25 protein-coding genes and 2 tRNA genes are annotated in these 19,360 nt (G+C 57.5%); 16 read left to right on the top strand and 11 right to left on the bottom strand.

Annotated elements, in window-relative coordinates:
• The first annotated feature begins 234 nt into the window (after positions 1–234).
• Positions 235–849, top strand: a complete 615-nt coding sequence (locus tag QYE77_RS08275; protein ID WP_315624905.1) for a hypothetical protein — start codon at positions 235–237, stop codon at positions 847–849.
• Positions 850–1,063: 214 nt separating this feature from the next.
• Here the strand turns inward: QYE77_RS08275 and QYE77_RS08270 are convergent, their stop codons facing one another.
• The 9 genes from QYE77_RS08270 to QYE77_RS08230 form a co-directional block, all read right to left on the bottom strand.
• The gene (locus QYE77_RS08270; protein WP_315624904.1) at positions 1,064–1,198 is read right to left on the bottom strand and encodes a hypothetical protein; all 135 of its coding nucleotides are present in this window, start codon (positions 1,196–1,198) and stop codon (positions 1,064–1,066) included.
• Positions 1,199–1,224: 26 nt separating this feature from the next.
• The gene (locus QYE77_RS08265) at positions 1,225–1,740 is read right to left on the bottom strand and encodes a nucleotidyltransferase family protein (RefSeq protein ID WP_315624903.1); all 516 of its coding nucleotides are present in this window, start codon (positions 1,738–1,740) and stop codon (positions 1,225–1,227) included.
• Positions 1,741–1,756: 16 nt separating this feature from the next.
• Positions 1,757–1,828, bottom strand: a tRNA-Met gene (locus tag QYE77_RS08260).
• Between the two features lie 835 nt (positions 1,829–2,663).
• A complete protein-coding gene (locus QYE77_RS08255) occupies positions 2,664–3,065 on the bottom strand; it encodes a MerR family transcriptional regulator (protein WP_315624902.1) in 402 nt (133 codons plus the stop codon).
• 215 nt (positions 3,066–3,280) lie between these two features.
• Positions 3,281–3,353, bottom strand: a tRNA-Lys gene (locus QYE77_RS08250).
• A gap of 248 nt (positions 3,354–3,601) precedes the next feature.
• Entirely contained in the window at positions 3,602–4,333 is a 732-nt protein-coding gene (locus QYE77_RS08245; RefSeq protein WP_315624901.1) for an ABC transporter permease, read from the bottom strand.
• Entirely contained in the window at positions 4,323–5,267 is a 945-nt protein-coding gene (locus QYE77_RS08240) for an ABC transporter ATP-binding protein (protein ID WP_315624900.1), read from the bottom strand. Before QYE77_RS08240 ends, QYE77_RS08245 begins: the two co-directional genes overlap by 11 nt.
• A complete protein-coding gene (locus QYE77_RS08235) occupies positions 5,267–5,584 on the bottom strand; it encodes a winged helix-turn-helix domain-containing protein (RefSeq protein WP_315624899.1) in 318 nt (105 codons plus the stop codon). Before QYE77_RS08235 ends, QYE77_RS08240 begins: the two co-directional genes overlap by 1 nt.
• Entirely contained in the window at positions 5,581–6,228 is a 648-nt protein-coding gene (locus QYE77_RS08230) for a hypothetical protein (RefSeq protein WP_315624898.1), read from the bottom strand. The genes QYE77_RS08235 and QYE77_RS08230 overlap by 4 nt, the downstream gene beginning before the upstream one ends.
• Positions 6,229–6,388: 160 nt before the next feature.
• Here QYE77_RS08230 and QYE77_RS08225 point away from each other — a divergent pair, with 160 nt between their 5' ends.
• The 10 genes from QYE77_RS08225 (at position 6,389) to QYE77_RS08180 (ending at position 13,429) form a co-directional block, all read left to right on the top strand.
• A complete protein-coding gene (locus QYE77_RS08225) occupies positions 6,389–7,180 on the top strand; it encodes a DeoR/GlpR family DNA-binding transcription regulator (protein WP_315624897.1) in 792 nt (263 codons plus the stop codon).
• Between the two features lie 10 nt (positions 7,181–7,190).
• Positions 7,191–7,709, top strand: coding sequence for a hypothetical protein (locus tag QYE77_RS08220; RefSeq protein ID WP_315624896.1), 519 nt, complete (start codon positions 7,191–7,193; stop codon positions 7,707–7,709).
• Between the two features lie 3 nt (positions 7,710–7,712).
• On the top strand, positions 7,713–8,015 hold the full coding sequence (locus QYE77_RS08215; protein ID WP_315624895.1) for a PTS sugar transporter subunit IIB: 303 nt from the start codon (positions 7,713–7,715) through the stop codon (positions 8,013–8,015).
• A gap of 56 nt (positions 8,016–8,071) precedes the next feature.
• Positions 8,072–9,370, top strand: a complete 1,299-nt coding sequence (locus QYE77_RS08210) for a PTS galactitol transporter subunit IIC (RefSeq protein ID WP_315624894.1) — start codon at positions 8,072–8,074, stop codon at positions 9,368–9,370.
• A gap of 63 nt (positions 9,371–9,433) precedes the next feature.
• Entirely contained in the window at positions 9,434–10,531 is a 1,098-nt protein-coding gene (locus tag QYE77_RS08205; protein ID WP_315624893.1) for a M42 family metallopeptidase, read from the top strand.
• Between the two features lie 63 nt (positions 10,532–10,594).
• The gene (locus QYE77_RS08200) at positions 10,595–11,407 is read left to right on the top strand and encodes a BtpA/SgcQ family protein (protein ID WP_315624892.1); all 813 of its coding nucleotides are present in this window, start codon (positions 10,595–10,597) and stop codon (positions 11,405–11,407) included.
• Positions 11,404–12,084 carry a ribulose-phosphate 3-epimerase gene (locus QYE77_RS08195; RefSeq protein ID WP_315624891.1) on the top strand — a complete coding sequence of 227 codons (681 nt, stop codon included), beginning with the start codon at positions 11,404–11,406 and terminating at the stop codon, positions 12,082–12,084. The genes QYE77_RS08200 and QYE77_RS08195 overlap by 4 nt, the downstream gene beginning before the upstream one ends.
• Positions 12,068–12,541: a PTS sugar transporter subunit IIA gene (locus QYE77_RS08190; RefSeq protein WP_315624890.1), complete on the top strand. Its 474-nt coding sequence runs from the start codon at positions 12,068–12,070 to the stop codon at positions 12,539–12,541. The genes QYE77_RS08195 and QYE77_RS08190 overlap by 17 nt, the downstream gene beginning before the upstream one ends.
• A gap of 137 nt (positions 12,542–12,678) precedes the next feature.
• Positions 12,679–13,191, top strand: coding sequence for a cyclic nucleotide-binding domain-containing protein (locus QYE77_RS08185; protein ID WP_315624889.1), 513 nt, complete (start codon positions 12,679–12,681; stop codon positions 13,189–13,191).
• Positions 13,166–13,429, top strand: a complete 264-nt coding sequence (locus QYE77_RS08180) for a NifU family protein (protein ID WP_315624888.1) — start codon at positions 13,166–13,168, stop codon at positions 13,427–13,429. The genes QYE77_RS08185 and QYE77_RS08180 overlap by 26 nt, the downstream gene beginning before the upstream one ends.
• On the opposite strand, the gene QYE77_RS08175 is transcribed toward QYE77_RS08180, so the two are convergent.
• A complete protein-coding gene (locus tag QYE77_RS08175) occupies positions 13,430–13,843 on the bottom strand; it encodes an SHOCT-like domain-containing protein (RefSeq protein WP_315624887.1) in 414 nt (137 codons plus the stop codon).
• A 118-nt stretch (positions 13,844–13,961) separates the two neighbouring features.
• Between QYE77_RS08175 and QYE77_RS08170 the strand changes: the two genes are divergently transcribed.
• The 3 genes from QYE77_RS08170 (at position 13,962) to QYE77_RS08160 (ending at position 16,473) form a co-directional block, all read left to right on the top strand.
• Positions 13,962–14,486, top strand: a complete 525-nt coding sequence (locus tag QYE77_RS08170) for a chromate transporter (protein WP_315624886.1) — start codon at positions 13,962–13,964, stop codon at positions 14,484–14,486.
• Positions 14,487–14,570: 84 nt separating this feature from the next.
• Positions 14,571–15,917 carry a hypothetical protein gene (locus QYE77_RS08165; RefSeq protein ID WP_315624885.1) on the top strand — a complete coding sequence of 449 codons (1,347 nt, stop codon included), beginning with the start codon at positions 14,571–14,573 and terminating at the stop codon, positions 15,915–15,917.
• Between the two features lie 28 nt (positions 15,918–15,945).
• Positions 15,946–16,473 (top strand): hypothetical protein, encoded by a 528-nt coding sequence (locus QYE77_RS08160; RefSeq protein WP_315624884.1) that lies wholly within the window; start codon positions 15,946–15,948, stop codon positions 16,471–16,473.
• Between the two features lie 84 nt (positions 16,474–16,557).
• On the opposite strand, the gene QYE77_RS08155 is transcribed toward QYE77_RS08160, so the two are convergent.
• Positions 16,558–17,337: a hypothetical protein gene (locus QYE77_RS08155; RefSeq protein ID WP_315624883.1), complete on the bottom strand. Its 780-nt coding sequence runs from the start codon at positions 17,335–17,337 to the stop codon at positions 16,558–16,560.
• Between the two features lie 281 nt (positions 17,338–17,618).
• Between QYE77_RS08155 and QYE77_RS08150 the strand changes: the two genes are divergently transcribed.
• Both QYE77_RS08150 and QYE77_RS08145 read left to right on the top strand, forming a co-directional pair.
• Positions 17,619–18,200, top strand: a complete 582-nt coding sequence (locus QYE77_RS08150) for a DICT sensory domain-containing protein (RefSeq protein WP_315624882.1) — start codon at positions 17,619–17,621, stop codon at positions 18,198–18,200.
• Positions 18,201–18,400: 200 nt separating this feature from the next.
• The gene (locus QYE77_RS08145) at positions 18,401–19,342 is read left to right on the top strand and encodes a hydroxyacid dehydrogenase (protein ID WP_315624881.1); all 942 of its coding nucleotides are present in this window, start codon (positions 18,401–18,403) and stop codon (positions 19,340–19,342) included.
• Positions 19,343–19,360 lie beyond the last annotated feature (18 nt).

Here is a 19,360-nt window from a genome sequence, read left to right as displayed (position 1 = left end):
CTGCCGTGTAGCGGGCTTCAGGGTCTTGACCTAGATTGCCGATCAGTTGAACTTCAAGCATGGTTCACTCCTTGAAATTTGTGAATGGCTTTTTCAAAGATTACTAACAAAAAGCACAATTGACTTTTAGCAAAATGGCTTTCGCTTTTCTCATTTAGTGATAGCATTGGGTCTTAGAAGAGAGGATAGAATCACGTTGATCTGATCCCAATACACACAAAGGAATCTGCCCCAATGAAAGGACGATTTTTGCTTGTTCTCACCGTCACTTCCTTTCTAATTGGCATGGGATTCAATTCATTGCTTGCTTCTATCACTTCTTCTGCACGCATTACCTTTAGCCCCTCTCCCACCCCGCCGTTTCAGGCCTACATCTTATCTCAAGCTCATGGCTTATACCCTGAGAAAGCATCGGCTAAAGGGGTGGAATTCGCGGTTTTGCGGGCCCGTGTTCTGGATCATTGCCTTGGTGAGCGCCCATGGGCTACCGGTTATCTGTTCCTTGAATTGCTCCCACAAATCACCAATCACTCTAAGCACCTCCTAGGATGGAATATTGCCCTTTACGATATGATAGAAACAAAGTACAAACCACAAAAACTCGTCGTTCCAGCCCAGCAAGACTGCGATGGCTTTCCCCTTGAACCTAAACCGGTCATCGCTCCTCAAGAAAGCTCTTATGGAATTTACCTCTATGAAGTTCCAATGGCTCTTCTTGACGCTCAGCCTCACCTTCAGTGGAAATCGGATGATCTGCTGGTGATCCTGGACGTTTTCCTCGATAAAACACAGATACAATTTCGGATCTCATCAGAGCCATCACCACCCCTGCCATCACCAACCCCATGAGGAATGTCACCAACGGGGTGAAATCATTTGCCGGCAATTCCTTTTCCATCCCCAGAGCCGACCGTGCCGCTTCGGTCGCCCGAATCGCCTCCATCGTCGCTGTTGCTCCCGGCGCCGAGGACTGCGCGATTGCCGTCAAGGATTGGATGACCAGAAGAACTAGAACGAGGGTCAAGATAATGGCTCGCCTCAAATCACGCCTCCTTTCTCACCTCTAATGGGCAAACCGGCGGTGGCCGATGTAGATCGCAAAACGCCAGCGGGAATCAGTTTTCCAGATAACAAGAAGGAAATGACCGAGCTTGATTTGAAACACTTTGGCTTTCAGATCGAAAAAGGTCTCTCTCATCTCTCACCTCACGGATTCGAGCATGTTCAATTCCTCTCTTCGGGCTTGATCCAGCCCAGTTCACAGAGATTGAAAAAATCAATTTCTTCGGGGGTAGGGATGATCTCCCCGGTATCAACACGATGAACCGCGCCGTCTCTCACCACGTAAGCAGACGGCAGGTAACCGCCGTATCGTTTCGCCGTGACCAGTTTACGAGAGAACTCTGCTCCGCCGGTGCGCAGAGCAAAGATTACTCCCCATTGTGCCGGGGGTAAAACGATGAACAGGTCAAGATGTATTCCTTCGGGCAGGGTGTACTGCTTGTATCGTTGCCCGTCCTTGACCGCTGGTAACGGTATGGAAAGATCGTGATAGCCATTCGGAGAGCCAAACAGGTCAAACGCAGGCAGCGGCTTTGCCACCATCTCAATGTCTCCCACCTCTGCCTTGCGCCGCCGAATACTCCCGGCGATCTCGACCCTCTCGCATTTTGGCGCAAGCATTTCGGCGTATTTCAGCGCAATTCGTTCGGCTTCTTCCAGCGGCATTCTGATTTTCATGGTTGCTCACTCCCAGAACGGGAAGAGGGATTCGAACCCTCACCCTGCGGCTCATGACGCCGCCGCTCTTCCGTTGAGCTACTCCCGCGTGGTGAAGTGGCAGAGGGGTTGCCCTCGCGCACGTCCGGCTCTTTGAGGGTCTGCCTCGCCTTCGCTGGGCCGATTCAGCCCCAACCCCTCTGCATGCCCGTCTCTCCGGGCTGTCACCCTGCCTGTTTCCCGGCGCTGGCCAGGGTGCGCCGGGCTGCACCTGCCCGTTGTTGGGGCAACGACCCCGACAGGTTTGGCAGTCCAACCGGGTGGGACTTGCACCCACCGCAGGATCGGGGAGCCTCCTGCCCACCTTCGGCGGTTGGATTGGAGATGGATCATGCTCAACTGGTAAGGTGCTGAATGTGCCGGTCTCTCCCGGCTGTCACGTCCCCCGGCAGGCTTCCGCCGGTCTCACCTGCCGCTCCGTCAGACAAGGGCTCCCCGTCCCTTGCCCCGCCAGGTGCTGATGACTCAGCCCCGCTCCCGCCTCCCTACACGGCCGACGTTAGCGTGGCAAAAACGGAATTCAGGCGGGCGGGACTTGAACCCGCCCTCACGCACCTGCCGCCTGAAAGGCTTTGAGCCAACACCGCACGGGAAACACAAAGCCCTCTGCAAATCACATTCCTTGTGAGAGGCTTGCAGAGGGCTGTCATCTCATGCTACAATCGCAGATGAGGTGAGCAGTTGGTTTGCTTGCCTCGACCGTGAGCGTGCACCCACACGGCTCACGGAGCGCCCTGTCGGGCGCACAACGCCCGGCGGGGCGTTGTATTTGTCGGGGCAGTTAGCAGGTGGTTTGGAAAGGTGCTATGAGGAGTATAACATAAATTCTGCACAAGTGTCAATACTTGTGCAGATTAAAAATAAAAAAAAGCGGCTTTCTGCCGCTACATGGCTAATGGACCTGTTTTTGGTTTGTAGGGTGTTCCATCAGGGTTGAATAACACTCTTCCTTGTCTTCCGCGTTTTTTGTATATTTCAGAACAATAAGCAATATCTGCCTCGTCTATGAGAACTTTGTTTCTATCTACACCCAATTGTTTTATATAACCACACTTAACCCACCGAATAATTGTTTGGTGTGGAATACCATATCTCCTCGCCGCCTCGCTAATCCAAATAGGCCTTCCACGCTTTTCTGCGTGCTTCTGATACTCCGGCAAATCCTCTTTGCGGAGACCTTTTTCCTGGATGGCTTCGCTTCTCACCTCATCCTCGCTCACGAGCACCTCATCCGAACCGGGGAATATTCCTGCTCGGATTTTACCCTTCTCCACCAAGTCACGCAAGCGAGCCTCGTCCAGCCCATACTTGCGGGCGGCTTCGGAAAGGGGGATTAGAGTGGGAAGAGCAACCATTTGAGATTTCAGGAATCTGCGGCCTTTGACGGGACTTGCCAGGGGTACTTGATACCCCTGGCATCTCCCGGTTTGAAAACAAAGCCCGTCAACCGGCGTCTTGACGGGTTTAGAACTTGCGGGTTGATAAGGTTCAAATTATGAGGTGACTCACCGGGGACTCGAACCCCGAACCCGCTGATTAAGAGTCAGCTGCTCTACCTGTTGAGCTAGTGAGCCGTAACACTTCGTCCAGCATCCTTTATTATACCGATTCTGGGCGGTGTGTCAATGCAGGTGCAAGACGCGCCCAAAGCGGCCGGGGAAAACCTCCCCACCCCGAGGGGCATAACCACCCGTGAATACCCATAAAATTGGGATCATGGTTCAATGTGGAACTAACGCAGTGCTGCAGATGACGAAGGCGAGTTCCCCTTTTTAAGCATCTCCCAAAAAGGTCTGGGCGAACGTGTGGACCTGGGCTGCACCTAATCCAACAGCAGGCGCGAGCGCTGGAAGCGCCGGACGCACACCCCCAATACCCCCACATCCAGCACCACCAACACCCCGCCCAGCGCCAGCATCATTCCCCGCCAATCCAGGCCCATCAGGGCTTCAAGAATGCGCGCCCGCAGGTCGGTGGGGAGAAACTGGATCATAAACGGCAGGAAGTAAAGCCCCAACAGGATCAGGCTCAAGCGCTGGTAAGCCTGGCGGGCTGTTGCCGCGCGCAGTGACGATAGCACTCCGAGCGCCGCGAACAGCACCGTACTGAGCAGGCTGAACCCCAATGCCGCGGCGAAAAATTCAGGCGCATAGAAGTACGGACCGCCTTTCAAGCTGAGGTTGAGGGTCAACGCCGCCAGCAGCAGACTGAGTATGGCTATCCCCCAGCCATAAAGCACGGCGGACAAAATCTTCCCCAACAGAATGGCAAGATCGGGCAGGCGGGTCGCCAGTAGGGTTTCCAGTGTGTGGCGCTCGCGTTCACCGGCGAAGGAATCGGTGACCATCCCTAGCGTGAGGAAAATGGGCATCCAGGCCCATACCACCACGGTGAGCGGTTGGGTAAACCACTCCTCACCCACTTGTAAAGGCATGAACACCCCCAGGACGAAGAGAATGATCAGCGTGGAGAGTAGGGTGCCCCGCCCGGTACTCCGAGAGGTAAAAAGTTCCTTCCATTCTTTCCAAATCATGGTTTGTAAATCATGCCACATGGTTGTTCTCCTGAACCAGACTCAAAAAGACCTCTTCTAAACTGGCGCGTTCGCGCTGAACCTCTTCCACGGCTACCCCGTGCTGCACCAGGTAGGTGACCAGCGGGGCGACTGATGTCTGCGCGCCCAGGTTGAGCACCAGGTCCCCATTATCAGGGGAGGCATGGATAACTTCAACCCCAAAGGAAAGGCGCAAGCCATCCAGCACAGCCTCTGAAAGCCCATCCACCACCAGGCGCACCTGCTCGCCGCGGCGTTTCTGGAGCTCGTGCGGACTGCCGACCGCCAGCAGGCGTCCAGAGCGAATCACGGCGACCTGCTGGCAGAGTTTTTCTGCTTCGCTGAGGTTGTGGGTGGTAAGAAAAATGGTGATCCCTTCCTGACGCGCCAGGTTGGCCAGGTCTTCGCGCAGTGCCGCCGCCGATACGGCATCTAACCCGGCCGTGGGTTCATCCAGGAACAGTAAATCCGGGCGGTGGAGCAGGGCGCGGGCAATCGCCAGTTTCTGCTTCATCCCGCGGCTCCAGGTCGCGACCGTCTCACGGCGGCGTTCCCACAAGCCCAGGTCGGTGAGCAGTTGGCGAATGCGTGCCTGGCGTTCACCGCGGGGCAGACGCGCTACGCGGGCAAAGAATTCCAGATTGTCTTCAGCACTTAGGCGTTCGTAGAGACCGGGATGTTCTAACAGGGCCCCACAGCGGGCACGGATGGCATCGGCTTGAGTGATCACATCGTACCCCAGGACGCAGGCCGTGCCGGCACTGGGTGGCAGTAAGCCCAGCAAAAGACGGATGGTGGTGGTCTTCCCGGCGCCGTTGGGGCCGAGAAAACCAAAGATGATCCCGCGCGGGACCTCTAAGGTGAGATCATCCACAGCGCGCAGGGAACCAAAGGTGCGAGTCAAGTGTTCGGTACGAATGGCATAATCCAACATCAGGGGTCTCCTTGGATCGGGGGGTGGATCAGATGGCTGAGGCGCTGGCGATAGGTTTCAAAGGCCTGGCGCCCTTCTGGGGTGAGCGCAACCAGGGTGCGCGGAATCTTGCCGCGGAATGTCTTGGTAATGCGCACATAGCCGGCTTCTTCCAGTTTGCTGAGATGGGTGGAAAGGTTACCTTTGGTCAGGCCGGTTTCGTGTAAGAGGTAAAGAAAATCGGCCTCTTCCACCGCGTAGAGCAGGGTGACGATCATCAAACGCGCTGGTTCATGGATCAGGCGATCCAAGTCTTGCCAGCGGGGCGTTGCGCTCATGCGTGCTCCGCCTTATCTTCATCTAATGGATGGGTGTGGCGCAGATAGGTCCAGAGCGCCCAGCCACCTGAGGTCAACCAACCCAATCCCACCAGGCTGAAAAACAGAACGGCATCGAGCGGATCAGGGGGTGCCAGTAGAGTCAGGCCGACTCCCACGCCCAGGGTGTAAAGAGCGAGGATGAGCAAGCGCGCCAGGCGCAGACGCCAGCCAGAAGCGGTGGCAAATGCAATCAAAAACCCACTGACCAACGGCAGCCACCGCTGGCCGACCGTCTTGCCCAGTGCGACCATCAAAAAGGCCAGACTGGCGGCTAAGATAAAAGTCAGGCCGGCTAACAGCCAGCGGCGGCTGGAACTGGGTTGGCGGTAGGTCACCCAACCGGTGCGGGGGTAGGTGATGCGTTCTTTGAGATAGCGCACCAGGGCACGGGCGCCCTGGACGCCGCCGATGATCACCAAGGCCTGTAAGATGGGCAGGGTCAGATTTTGCCATGGCCCGGGCGGCAATAGCCAGGCCGCCAGGTTGGTCAGGGCTACCAGCAGGAAGATACCGCCCACGGCCATCTCGGTCAGGCCATCGGCGTACCAGTAGCGCTGGGGACGGCGCAACCACTCATTCAATGGGGGTTGAGGAGAAGTCATAAATCCTCACATACCAGTTTGCAATACAGACTTGTTTGTAGTTATTTTACATCCAGAAAACTCCTGTGTCAAGGGGGAAAATTGGGGTGTTAAACCGATTGACATTCGAACAAATAATTTGTATCATATAAACAAATTCAAACAAAAAGCGGAGTGAGCGGTGAATACGGCAGAGCGCCAGGCCAAAATCGTGGAGATGGTGTTGGAAAAGGGCAGCATCTCGATTGCCGAGATCGCTAGCCTCTTCAACGTCTCCGAGATGACCGCCCGCCGCGACCTGAATGAACTGGATCGGCAGGGCTTGGTGCGCCGTGTGCACGGTGGTGCCGTTGCCAACCTGGGGCGTAGTTACGAACCCCCCTTCAGTACCCGCGTTACCAAGAATCACGCCGCCAAGCAAGCCATAGGACGCGCCGCTGCTGATCTCATTTACGATGGCGACAGCATTGCCCTGGATGTGGGCAGCACCACGCTGGAAATTGTGCCTCACCTAAAAACCAAACGCAATCTCACCATCGTGACCTCGTGCCTGCAAATTGCCAATGCCGTGGTCAATCATCTCTCGCTGGAGGTGGATGCACGCCTGATCTTGACCGGCGGGATCGTGCGCCCGCGTGAACTCTCGATGATCGGGGCTATCGCCGAACGGATTTATAACGAATTGCATGTGGATAAAGCCTTTATCGGCGTCGGCGGGATTAGCCTCGACGATGGGTTGACCGAATATAACTTTGAAGACACCCAAATCAAAAAAGTCCTCCTGCGCACGGCGCGCGAGAAAATCGTGGTCGCCGATAGCAGCAAATTCGGTGTCACCGCGTTTGCCTCCATTGCCCCCCTCACGGCCATAGATTGCCTCATCACCGACGACAAAGTCTCCCCCGAGATTGTCGAAGCCCTACAGCAAGCGGGTATTAAGGTCATTATCGCCCACACCACCCCCGCTCTCTGAACGGAGAGCCATGATGAACCTCACCCTTGATCCCACCCATGAACCCATGCGGGTTCTTCCCGAGCACACCAAAACCTACATGGCGTTCCGCAGTGATATCCTCAAACCCGCCCATGAGGACGCTCATTTACGTCATATTTTCCGCTTCTATGTTGCGCGGGCGCTTTTTAACCAGGGCGCCGAGCAGGTCTTTATCCTGCCTCGGGTGCGCTTGAATGAGCATACTTTCACCGTAGATGTGCTGGCGCAAAGCGGGGATACGTTTATTGTGGGGATCTGCGAACCCGGCTCGATCACAGCGGAGACCGAGGCGTTGCTCGAATGGCTCAAAGATGCCGAGAACGCCGAAACTGTGATCGTCCACTCTCAGTTTGGCAACCCAGGGAACGTGCCCACCCGCTTTGAAGCACAACTGGCCAGCAAAAAATTCCGCCTCTTGGCCGTCGTTCCCCCACCTTTTGACGATGCCTACGAATACGACATCTGGATGTTTGAACTAACCTTTCGTGATCTTTTCGGCGGAGCGTAACCCATGATGACCGCACCCAAAACCTATACCATCCTAGTGGCCTGTGGTACGGCCATCGCAACCTCAACCCATGTAGCCCTTAAGATCAAGGAATTGTTGGCTGAACGCGGTCTGGAGGTGCAAACCGTGCAATGCCGCGTTCAAGATCTGCCCGGTATGACCCTGAATGCCGATGTGATTGTGGCAACCGCTCAGGTGCCTTTCGATGTGGACATCCCGGTGGTGGATGGCATTCCTTTCTTAACTGGATTTGGCGTAAAGGAGGTGGTGGATAAGATCGAACAAATTCTACGACAAAAATCCTAATTCCCATTGTTTCATCCGATGTGACAAAAGCGGGAGGAAGAAAGGAGTAACGAAAGATGGAAGCGATCAAATCAATTTTCGATTTTCTAACCGGCCTGGGTTCGCCGGTCATGCTGCCGATTGTTATCTTCATTCTGAGCCTCATCTTGGGGCAAAAACTCAGCCGGGCGTTCATCTCCTCGCTCACGGTCGGGGTGGGCTTCATCGGCCTGGGCCTGGTAATCAACCTTTTATTCCAGGCGTTGGGTCCGGCCACTGATGCCCTGGTTAAGTCCACCGGGTTGCAACTGAACTCGCTGGATGTGGGGTGGGGCGTGGCGGCAGCCATCGCCTTTGGTACTGCGGTCGGCTCCTTGGTCTTTATCGTCGCCCTGGGGGTCAACCTGATCATGCTCCTGCTCAATTGGACCAAGACGCTCAACGTGGACATGTGGAACTACTGGCACTATGCCTTCACCGGTTCGCTGGTTTACCTGGTCAGCGGGGGCAATCTATTGCTGGGGTTAATTGCCGCCGCCATCCACGCCGCGGTAGCCCTATTGATCGCCGACTGGGTGGCTAAGGACGTGCAAGGCTTCTTTAAACTTCCGGGCATCTCTATTCCCCAGGGTTGGGCGATTACCTCGGTGCCAATCATCAAAATCTTCAACTGGATCGTGGAGAAGATCCCCGGCTTGCGCGATGTCTATTGGGACTCCGAGACCCTGCAGAAACGCCTGGGCATTTTTGGCCAGCCGATCATTATGGGGGCGATTCTGGGCTTGCTGTTCGGCATCCTGGCTTACGGCATAAATCCGGCCGGAATGACCTTCAACGAGGTGTTGGGTAAGGTCTTGATGCTGGCGGTGCAAATGGCGGCCGTGATGCTGCTGATCCCGCGTATCATCGCCATTTTCATGGAAGGGCTGACCCCGGTCTCCGAAGCTGCGCGCACCTTCATGCAGAAGCGCTTCGCCGGGCGAGAGTTCTACGTCGGTCTGGATTCGGCCATCCTGATCGGGCACCCCATCACCATTGCCACCGGTATCCTGTTGATCCCGATCACCCTGCTGTTGGCCGCCATCCTACCCGGCAACACCACTCTGCCCGCCGCTGACCTGGCCGCAACGGCGTTCTTCGTGTGTATGGTGCCGCCGCTGACGCGGGGGAACTTCTTCCGCTCGGTGCTCTACGGCATTTTGATCATGACCATGGTGCTCTATATCTCCAGCGCCTTTGCGCCCCTGCTGACCCAGATCGCCCGTGATATTGGGTACGCCATCCCCCAGGGCGCGGTGCAGATCACCGGTCTTTCTGGCGGCAACTGGATTGCCTGGGTGCTAACCACCATCACCCGCCTGATCTTTGGGAGATAGTCTATCATCGGTGGGGAAGGGCGATGCCTGCCCTTCCCCACACACCCTTCGAGGTAACTTGGTATGGATCATTATGACTGGCCTTTATTGGAGACGTTGTGCGCGTTTCACGCTGTTTCCGGGCACGAGGACGAGATTGTCGCTTTTGTCCGCGATACCATTCGTCCCTGGGTGGATGAGTGGTGGGTGGATCGCCTCGGTAACGTCGTCGGCATCCTGCGCGGGACGACCTATCCCGATTACCGCCTGATGCTCCAAGCCCACCTGGATGAACTGGGACTGATCGTGCGCAACATTACTGCCGAGGGTTTTCTGCTCATTGAGCGCATCGGGGGCATGCCCGAAAAATCGCTTCTGGGACAGCGGGTGGAGATCAAGACGGAAGACGGGCGCCGTATCCCTGGCTATATCGGGGCCAAATCGCACCACGTGACCGGTGCGGACGAAAAATACCGTGTGCCTTCGGTGCACGAGATGTTCATTGATGTGGGGGTGTCCAGCCGCGCGGCGGTGGAAGCCCTGGGCATCCGCGTCGGCGATACGGTGACCTACGCGCCCAACTTCAACCGCTTTGGCGATGGCATGGTCTGCGCTAAAGCGTTGGATAACCGGGTGGGGGTGTTTGTTTTGCTGGAATTGCTCAAGCATTTTCAGGCTCAGCGCCCACCTTGCACCCTGATCTTTGCCTTTACCGTCTTAGAGGAATTCAGCATTCGCGGCTCGCTCCCGGTGGTTAATGCCACCCGACCCGACGCGATTATCTCGGTGGATATCACCGTAGCGGTAGATACGCCGGCCGAAAACCCACTTCATCCGGTCGCCATGCGCCAGGGGCCGGCGGTCAAGATGATGGATTTTCACGGGCGGGGAACCCTGGGCGGGCTGTTCTCATCCCCCAAACTGCGCCGGTTTATCGAAAACGTGGCGCAGGAATTGGGCATTCCCACCCAGCGCGAGGTCATCGTGGGCGTCATTACCGATCCTGCCTTTCAACTCTACCTGGGCGAGCGAGGTTATGTCATTGCGGGGCTCTCGATCCCCCAACGGTATACCCATTCCGCGGCCCAGATGTGCCACGAAGCGGATATTGCGCATGCCATCCGCTTGCTTACCGCCGTGGCGACCAAATTCTCACCTGCCCTGGATCTTTCACGGGGGTGACCGAATCGAGAAGGGAAGCATAATGCTCGCATCATCACAAACCCTGGATTGAGGAGGCGACGCATGGAATCATGGATTAGAGAACTCTTCGGCGTTTCCAAGCCGATTATCGGCATGTGCCACCTGCGTGCCCTGCCCGGCGATCCCCAGTACGATCCCGCCAAAGGCCTCGACTGGGTTTATGAATGTGCCCTGGCTGATGTGCAGGCTTTACAAACGGGGGGTGTGGATGCCATCTTGTTCTCCAATGAATTCAGCCTGCCCTATTTGACCCAGGTGGAGGCGGTAACCGTGGCGTGCATGGCGGCGGTGATTGCCCAACTTAAACCCCACGTGCACGTTCCCTTCGGCGTCAATGTCTTGTGGGATGCACGGGCTTCGCTGGATCTGGCCGTGGCAACGGGGGCGCAGTTTGTGCGCGAGGTGTTCACCGGCGTCTATGGCTCGGATTTCGGGCTGTGGAACACCAATCCCGGGGCGGTGATCCGTCATCAGCACCGCATCGGCGCCCAGCACGTGCGTCTCTTCTTCAACATCGTGCCCGAATCGGCAGCGTACCTCGGCCAGCGCCACATCGCCGATATCGCCCGTTCGACCGTATTCAACACCCGACCTGATGCGTTGTGCGTCTCTGGCCTGACCGCGGGAAGCGGAGTTTCCACCCAGACCCTGAAAATCGTCAAAGAGGCCGTGCCCAACACACCGGTCTTTGCCAACACGGGTGTCAACCTGGAGAACGTGGCCGAGCAATTGGCGGTTGCGGATGGAGCGGTCATTGGCTCGGCATTCAAAGTAGACGGTTACACCTGGAATGCGGTGGATGTAGAACGGGTCAAAGCCATCATGAACAAAGTGAGGATGATCCGACCGGCATGACGCCAATCAAGATTTCGGCTTCCCTGGCCGCAGCGCCTTTAGACCGATTGGGAGAAGTGGTGCACGCCCTCACCGCTGCCGGGGTGGACTACCTTCACTTCGATATCGAAGATGGAGTATTTGTCCCGGTGATGACCCTGGGCACCAAACTCATCGCCGACCTGCGCCCCCTGACGCCGCTGCCCTTCGACGTGCACCTGATGATGGTCAACCCCGAATGGCTGATCCCCGACCTGGTGCGCATGGGCGCTAACCGCATATCCGTGCATTATGAAGCCTGTCCGTACCCACGGCGTACCTTGCGCCAGATCGTCGAAGCCGGCGCCCGGGCCGGCATTGCGCTCAACCCGGCTACCCCCCTGCCGGATCTGGCCTATCTCCGCCCCTACTTGGATTTTATTCTCATCTTGACCAGCGAGCCCGAGGGGCCCGACTGTCCCTTCTTGCCGGACGTGGTAGCAAAGGTGCGCCAGGGCAAACACCAACCCGGTCTGGAGGATGTGGAATGGGTGGTGGATGGCGGGATTAATGCCCAGAATCTGCACCAAGTGGTGACCGCTGGCGCCCATACCCTGGTGATCGGGCGGGCGCTTTTCAAGGACAACGCCGTATCGGATAACCTGCAACGCTTGCGCGACGCTATCGCCGAGGTTTCATCTCATGCAGCATCGGCTTAAGGATCTGTTACGCCCCGAACACCTGGTCTTGAACCTGGAAGCCCAGGATGCGCGCGAGGCGCTGGAGCGCCTGGTTGCGGCATTGGTACAGACCGGGCACGTGGAGCCCGAATTTGCGCGGGATGTTTGGGAACGCGAGCAGGTCTTCCCCACCGGCTTGCCCACCCGGCCCTTGGCCAGCGCCCTACCCCATGCCGATCCGGAGCACGTGCGTCAAACCGCGGTCGCCATTGGCACGCTGAAAACCCCGGTTCGCTTCGGCCAGATGGGCACGGATGGTTCGGTGAGCCTGGATGTGCGCGTGATCATCCTGCTGGCGATCAAGGAACGCGAGAAGCAGGTCGAACTCATCCAGCAAGTGGTTGAACTGCTGCAATCCCCCGGCCTGTTGGAGCAACTGGCCGCTGCAGAAACCGCCGCGCAAGCCCTGCAGGCTTTGCATCAGGCGTTGGGATAAAACCCGCTTCCGCGTCGGGGCGGCCAGGACATCAGGCGGTGGTGACGCCTTTCCCTGCTGAGGGGTGAAGTTTCATCCTGTAGAAGATGACATTTGCCACTTCAACCCCGGCAGGGCTTTGTTTTAACATAAAGTCAATGTCCAGAGCGGAACTGTTGACGTTTCCTCTTTTTCAGGGTTTCAGCGCCGAGCAGGTGGACCATTTGCTCACGCTGATGGAAGAGCACACCTACGCGGCAGAGACCGAGATCTTTGCTCAGGGCACGCGGGCAGAGTTCTTCTATATCCTCTTCCGTGGTGAGGTCACCATTCACTATAAACCGTACGATGGCCCGGCTCTGGTGGTCGCGCACATTCTGCCGGGTGGGGTCTTCGGTTGGTCGGCGGCATTGGGGCGCTCTACCTATACCTCATCGGCAGTTGCCGTCCAGGAAAGCCAGGTACTGCGCATCCGTGGTGAACAACTCCAGCACCTGTGTGAGTACTTTCCCGATACCGGTGCGATCCTGATGGAGCGTTTAGCCGGTTTGATTCACCAACGGCTGGACAATTTACGCGGTGACGTGTTAAATATGATTGGACGTGGGATGGATCTTAAGGGCGAGTGTCTGCGGAGGATTAAGAATGGGCGATCAAGCACCCCAGTTTAGTACCGAAGAGCAGATTCGAGCGCTGATCGAGCAACTCAGCGCGTATATCGAGACCTATCACGGCGGATCGGTGGACTTTGTGGCATTCGATGGCAACGTGGTGCAGGTGCGCCTGGGTGGAGCGTGTCTGGGCTGCCCCCTTTCGCCGGTGACGCTCAAGGGATGGGTTGAGGGTACGGTCAGGCAGTTTTTCCCCGAGGTCACGGTCGAAGCAGTGGAGATTGCGCCCGGGGCTTGATCATTCGAGCAGGATTTCCACCCGCTCACCCGCTTCCTCATGGCGCACATCCAGGATCAGGCCGGAGTAGCCGGCGCGCACGGCGCGTAAGATGTGTGCCTGCTGGTCGGCCGTCAGGGAGGGACCCAGGCGGGCACCAAGGCGGAGCCCGGCTTCCAGCACCGAGACCGGCAGCCGCATGTTAACCAGCGTGCGCTCGCTGTGCAGATCGGTGATGCGCACTCGCAGCCAGCGCGGGCCGGCCGGTCGTAAAGTCGGGGTTTGTGGCTCGGCTGTCGGTGGTGGTGTCGTCTCACCGCGCTCCAGCGCCTCGATCAGGCGCGCACCTTCCTCTGCGCTGATCTTCCCCTGGGAGACCAGCTCCAGCACCCGCAGGCGCTCTTCCTGGCCGGGGGTCATTTCAGATTTGCCCATTTGCCGTCCTCTTTTATAATTTTACATTAGACGGCGCATTCCGGGCACATCACCGGTTAAATTTTGTTGTTCTCCCCGTTTTATGTCACCTGTAGATAACCGTAGAAAGGACGGTGCCGTGAATAACCTCTGGCCGCTTTTCTGGATGTTTCTCAAGGTCAACCTGTTGACTACTTCCGGGCCGGCCTCGGTGGGGTTGCTGTATAAAGAGGCGGTCGAAGGTAAATTGATGACCGAGGCGCAGTTTGTGGAGGCGGTGGGCTTCTCCAGCGTCCTGCCCGGCAGTGATGCGCTGCAACTGGCCATGTTTGTCGGTTACAGTGTGGGTGGCTTGCCTGGCGCGCTGGTGGCTCTAGTCGGTTCGATCTTGCCGCCCACCCTGCTGATGTTGGCGGTGGCTTCGGCCTTGCGCTGGCTAAGCGGTGAAGCCTGGGTGGGTGGCTTTGTGCGTGGATTAGCGCCAGCGGTGGCTGTGCTGATGGTGCTGGTGGCGTGGAAAGTCTTCCAGGGGGAAGCCACGGCCTCGATTAACTGGGTATCTATCGCCATTGCCGGTGGTAGCCTGATCGCTTACCTGCTCAACGTGCCGGCACCACTGGTGTTGGTGGCGGCCGGTTTTGTGGGTATCCTCTTCTTGCGCTGACCTGAGGGGGGAACTTCTTTGCGGCAGCGGACGTCCAAATCATAGCCTTATCTATCAAATCATGAACACAGAGAGGAGAGGAAAATGTCGTTGACCAAATGGCTGAGTCTGGGATTAGGGGTGCTACTCCTGGGACTATCGGCTTGCCAACCCTTAGCGCTGACCCCTACCCCGGATGTCAAAACTCCCTTGCCCAACGGCTTGGCCACGCCGACCAGCGCCGCGACGCCACTGGCACCGACCGCGCTACGTGCCGCCGCGGCGGCCCAGGCCGATTTGGCCGCACGCCTGGGGCCTTCCACCGAGGCCGTTTCTATCCTGCATATTGAGTCGGCCCAGTGGCCGGATACTTGCCTGGGCTTACCCGCACCCGATGAGGCCTGCGCCGAGATGATGGTAGAGGGTTTCCGTGTGGTCTTGGAGGCTAAAGGACAAACCGTTACCTACCGCACCAATTTGGAAGGTGATAACGTGCGTGCCGAAGACTTGCGAGTCCCCCCCTCTCCCGCTAATGTGCCGGCGGTGGAAGCCGCACGGCGCTACCTGGCTGAGCACCTTGGTCTATCCGACCCGCTGGCGATCACGGTGGTGGGCGCCGAAGAGGTGACCTGGCCGGATGCTTGCTTAGGCGCCGCCCGCCCGGATGAAATGTGTGCCCAGGTGCTCACGCCGGGCTACCGAATCACCCTAGAGGTGCAAGGCACCCGTTACACCCTGCATACCAACCAGAACGGCAGCGCGATCCGCCTGGTCGAGTCCCTACCCCATGGCAGCGCTCAGCCCCTGGTGCGCTGGCAACGGCAGAGTGAGAGCGCTTGCCTGAGCGCTGAGGTTAACCTGCAGGGGCTGACCTACGGGGCGTGTGGGGCGGCAGCGCAGCGTTGGGCCTTTAAGTCGCCCGAGCAGGCTGCCGAATTGAGCCAGTTTGTGCAAACCTACGCCCCGTTTGAGGCCGAGACGGCGCTGGGGTGGGTCAGCCTGGCCGGTAAAGGATCGCAGAAAGCCACCCCTGCCGAGCAGCGCAGTTTGGCGGCTTGGGTGGCGGCGCAGGTCGCGGCGGCGCAAAATGTAGAGTTTGAAGGTGGGCTGGGGCTGGTGCTTTCGTGGCAGCGCAGTGGGGGCATTGCTGGCCTATGCCAGATCCTGCGCGTCTACGAATCGGGCTGGGCCGAGGTCTACGACTGCCGCAATTCCCAGTCTGCTCCAACGCTGATCACACGCCAGCGCTTGACGGCCAAGGAACTGGAAACGCTCTACGGGTGGGTGGATGGATTGCAACCCTTAAGTCAGGCCTTTGAGCAGCCCTATGCCGATGGTTTTGCCTTTCAGTTGGCGTTCAACGGACGCGGTGCGCTTGTTGCCGATGCCACCACCCAAAAAGCCCTCTGGGATTGGGCGCAAGCGGTTTTCCAGCGCTTGATGTCCCCGTAGCCCTCCACCAAGTGCTCATGAGGTACCTATGGAATCGCGTCCCCGTCTCAACGTTTATCTGCTGATGGTAATCGCCCTGGGCGGTATTGCGCTGACCGGTCTGTGTTTGGGGGCCTGTCTGGTCACCCTTCTTTCACCCAACCCGGTGTTGCACCTGCGCTGGTTTGAGGTTTCCGTGGAACGTCATTCCCGGTCGCCAACCGAGGCGTCCATCGCAGGAGTGGGGCCGACCTCCATGCCTCCAGTCACACCGCCGGGATTGCCGACAAACACGCCACCGACCACATCTTATTGGGCGCCAGCCACATCTCAACGTTTGGGTGTTCGTTTTCGCGGTGCCGATGGCTTTTTCGGGGTTGGACGAGGTTGTCCGGGGCGGGATGGTCTGGGTCAGGTTGAAGCCTATCACCTGGTGGTGCGCGGTGTAGATCCTCATCGTGAGGTGGGTCAAATCTTGCTCGCCGGGGATAATCACACCAATTGGGCACGCTTCTGCACCAACCAGACATGGGAATTAGTTGCTCAAAATCGCGGTGACGGCACGTGGGATCTTTAGTTTGCCCCCGCGCCGCCGACGCGCTTCTATACCGTTATTTTCACCTATACCGATGCAACCTTTGCCCTGGGGATGGTCAGCACCTCACCCTGAGAGTGCTGTCTTGACCGTCCCGCGCCGCGATCTCACCAGGCTGAACACTGCCAGCACGCCGACTGCACCTGCACCGGCCGCTGCGGCACCCGCGACCAGCGGTGTAGCGCTTTGCTTGACCGCGATCCCGGCCAGCGCCCAGACGAACACCAGCAGGTAGATCACGTCGCGGCGGGCCCAGGCCATGAGTGCCGCCAGCGCGACAACCACCCCCAGCATGATTACCGCCCAGACCTCGGGGGCCAAACCGCCGCCGTTCCAGCCCAAATAGTAGAGGACATCGGTGACGTTGGCGATGGTGGCAACGCTGATCCAGCCCAGGTAGAGGCTAAAGGGGGCGTGGGTCACCCAGCGTTCGGCGGCTGAGACAGTGCTACGCCCGATGCCCAGCCGCAGATAGATGAAAATCAGACTGATCAGCAGGGTCAGCATGGCTGGCAGGGTGAACACAAACTGCTCATAATGCCACAAAAAGAGCCAGGTGATGTTGGCGAGGCTGGCCAGGACAAACCAGGGGAAGATAGCCCGCAAGCGCGGATTTTCGCGCTGGGCAGGTAGGGCCTGAAAGACGGCAAAGGCGATCAGACCGAGGTAGATCAACCCCCAAATGGAAAAGACGTAACCCGCGGGGACAAAATAGACCTGGAAGCGGTCGGAAATTTCACCCGTGGTGAGGTTGTTGAAGGGCAGGGCATTGGCCAGCCCATTGATGACGATAGTGATTAGAACAAGCAAAACGGTGAGCCACTGGCGTAAACGATCCCGATTCATTTAGAAGACCTTTCGCGAGCCGAGAGATGAGGCAGAATTGCCTGGTTTTATTGTAATCCCAGGTACGGGCTTGAATAGAGATTGTATAAGGTTTGTCAAAACCAAAAGCCCGACCGCTCTAAAAGCTAATCCTCGCTGAAGTAGTCCCGATCAATTTGCTTGATCGGGTGATTGAGGATGGTGGTAACGCCATATATATTCCTGCACCTTATACGTTCCCTCTTGCCCAAAACAATCTCCGGCTATACTTTTTTATCATCCTATTCAAACCGAGGTGTTTGATGCTTACCCGAGATCCAGTTGCCCTGTTTATCCAATTCTTCCAGCGCGCTTTACCTACATTCTCTCCACAAGCCGAGACCCTGCTCTCACAGGTCTCTGAAGAAGATTTGCAAACCCGGCAATTTCGTTATATTTTCTCGGTCAATACTATGATTCACATCAGTCACATGATAGAGGATGCTGCAGTTCAGGCTGTGCGCCCCGCCGAACTTCACGTTTCCTTTCAGTATCTCTCTCGCATAGAGGATCAATCCCTACGTTATGAACGGATTGCCACCAGAGTGACAGGATTATGGCTTTATGCTGTACCGGATACTCAACTCCCGTCCTGGCCCAACATTTATTTTATGGATACATCAAACAGCGCGTTGGTGAATTATTGGTTTTTGGTTGCCTATGGACCAGGACTCAGCATGACTTTACTTGCAGAGGAGAAGAGCAGTGAAACCAACAAACCTCATGGCCGCGTTTACGAGGGTTTTTATACATTTGATGAAGAGATTGCTTATAAGTTGCTCAACTTGCTCCATCTAATCTTTCCTGCTCAAGTAGCGCCTCCGGTCCCTCCTGAGTTACTCTAATGTTTCACCGCCTTTATCGCAAAGGGTTTGCCCTCTTGCGGTCCACAGGCTTTTTTTGTTTCTCCTCAATAGACCTTGGCTAATTTAATGTTCAAGGGCAATTGTTTCCTCCCCCTGCCTTTTGGGGTAAAATCATAGCGCAGGGGGGCGTATGCCCCACTTCGTCTCACGAATCACCCCCACCCAAAAGGAGATGAGCCATGCCCGAATGGAAGATTCTGCTCACCGATGGCCTGGAACAGAATGGCCAGGACATTCTGCGTGCTGCCGCGCAGGTGGATAACCGTGCCGGCATCTCCGCCGATGACCTGCTCAAGGTGGTCGCCGAGTACGATGCGCTGATTGTGCGCGGGCGCACCAAGGTCACCGCGGCGGTCTTCGATGCCGCTCCGCGCCTCAAAGTCGTGGGCCGCGCCGGCGTGGGCGTGGATAACATTGACCTCAACGCTGCTAAAGCCCACAACGTCATTGTCGTCAACTCACCGACTGCAACTACCATCGCTGTGGCCGAACTCACTCTGGGTTTGATGCTTTCGGTCGTGCGCGAGATCCCGCGCGCCGATGCCACCATGAAGGCCGGCCAGTGGATCAAGAAAGAACTGGAAGGACACGAACTTTGGCGCAAGACCCTCGGTGTGATCGGCTTCGGGCGTATTGGCACCGAGGTGGCCCGCCGCGCCAAAGCCTTCGATATGGACATTCTTGCCTATGATCCCCTACTCCCCGCCGAGGCCATCCGCCTGCGTGGGGGCGAGCCGGTCTCGCTGGATGAATTGCTCCACCGCGCCGACATCATCACCCTGCACGTTCCGCTGGATGAGAACACGCGCAACCTGCTCAACGCCGAAGCCTTTGCCAAGATGAAGGACGGCGTCTATATCATCTGCGCTGCGCGCGGGGGCGTGATTGACGAAGAAGCCCTGCTCCAGGCACTCAATTCGGGCAAGGTAGCCGGAGCCGGGTTAGACGTCTTCGCTACCGAACCACCCGGGGCAACCGCCCTGGTCACCCACCCCAAAGTCGTCTGCACGCCGCACATCGGCGCCCAAACTGTCGAAGCCCAAACCCGCGCTGCCGAGGACATTGCCACCGAGGTGCTCGCCGCCCTGGAGGGCAAGCCCCTGCGCTGGCGCGTCGCTTGATCCATGATCTATCACGCT

The sequence above is a fragment of the Thermanaerothrix solaris genome (genome assembly GCF_032334255.1).
Taxonomy (GTDB): Bacteria; Chloroflexota; Anaerolineae; order Anaerolineales; family Anaerolineaceae; genus Thermanaerothrix; species Thermanaerothrix solaris.
This window is presented reverse-complemented; position numbering and strand designations above follow the sequence as displayed.

Bases quoted from the DNA above. Each gene is read 5' to 3' on its own strand.
- QYE77_RS08245 (WP_315624901.1), bottom strand. From the start codon at position 4,333: ATGTGGCATGATTTACAAACCATGATTTGGAAAGAATGGAAGGAACTT.
- QYE77_RS08175 (WP_315624887.1), bottom strand. From the start codon at position 13,843: ATGGGCAAATCTGAAATGACCCCCGGCCAGGAAGAGCGCCTGCGGGTG.
- QYE77_RS08180 (WP_315624888.1), top strand. From the start codon at position 13,166: ATGGGCGATCAAGCACCCCAGTTTAGTACCGAAGAGCAGATTCGAGCG.
- QYE77_RS08195 (WP_315624891.1), top strand. From the start codon at position 11,404: ATGACGCCAATCAAGATTTCGGCTTCCCTGGCCGCAGCGCCTTTAGAC.
- QYE77_RS08150 (WP_315624882.1), top strand. From the start codon at position 17,619: ATGCTTACCCGAGATCCAGTTGCCCTGTTTATCCAATTCTTCCAGCGC.
- QYE77_RS08240 (WP_315624900.1), bottom strand. From the start codon at position 5,267: ATGTTGGATTATGCCATTCGTACCGAACACTTGACTCGCACCTTTGGT.
- QYE77_RS08155 (WP_315624883.1), bottom strand. From the start codon at position 17,337: ATGAATCGGGATCGTTTACGCCAGTGGCTCACCGTTTTGCTTGTTCTA.
- QYE77_RS08210 (WP_315624894.1), top strand. From the start codon at position 8,072: ATGGAAGCGATCAAATCAATTTTCGATTTTCTAACCGGCCTGGGTTCG.
- QYE77_RS08265 (WP_315624903.1), bottom strand. From the start codon at position 1,740: ATGAAAATCAGAATGCCGCTGGAAGAAGCCGAACGAATTGCGCTGAAA.
- QYE77_RS08215 (WP_315624895.1), top strand. From the start codon at position 7,713: ATGATGACCGCACCCAAAACCTATACCATCCTAGTGGCCTGTGGTACG.
- QYE77_RS08230 (WP_315624898.1), bottom strand. From the start codon at position 6,228: ATGACTTCTCCTCAACCCCCATTGAATGAGTGGTTGCGCCGTCCCCAG.
- QYE77_RS08160 (WP_315624884.1), top strand. From the start codon at position 15,946: ATGGAATCGCGTCCCCGTCTCAACGTTTATCTGCTGATGGTAATCGCC.
- QYE77_RS08185 (WP_315624889.1), top strand. From the start codon at position 12,679: ATGTCCAGAGCGGAACTGTTGACGTTTCCTCTTTTTCAGGGTTTCAGC.
- QYE77_RS08270 (WP_315624904.1), bottom strand. From the start codon at position 1,198: ATGAGAGAGACCTTTTTCGATCTGAAAGCCAAAGTGTTTCAAATCAAG.
- QYE77_RS08235 (WP_315624899.1), bottom strand. From the start codon at position 5,584: ATGAGCGCAACGCCCCGCTGGCAAGACTTGGATCGCCTGATCCATGAA.
- QYE77_RS08190 (WP_315624890.1), top strand. From the start codon at position 12,068: ATGCAGCATCGGCTTAAGGATCTGTTACGCCCCGAACACCTGGTCTTG.
- QYE77_RS08165 (WP_315624885.1), top strand. From the start codon at position 14,571: ATGTCGTTGACCAAATGGCTGAGTCTGGGATTAGGGGTGCTACTCCTG.
- QYE77_RS08205 (WP_315624893.1), top strand. From the start codon at position 9,434: ATGGATCATTATGACTGGCCTTTATTGGAGACGTTGTGCGCGTTTCAC.
- QYE77_RS08220 (WP_315624896.1), top strand. From the start codon at position 7,191: ATGATGAACCTCACCCTTGATCCCACCCATGAACCCATGCGGGTTCTT.
- QYE77_RS08145 (WP_315624881.1), top strand. From the start codon at position 18,401: ATGCCCGAATGGAAGATTCTGCTCACCGATGGCCTGGAACAGAATGGC.
- QYE77_RS08275 (WP_315624905.1), top strand. From the start codon at position 235: ATGAAAGGACGATTTTTGCTTGTTCTCACCGTCACTTCCTTTCTAATT.
- QYE77_RS08200 (WP_315624892.1), top strand. From the start codon at position 10,595: ATGGAATCATGGATTAGAGAACTCTTCGGCGTTTCCAAGCCGATTATC.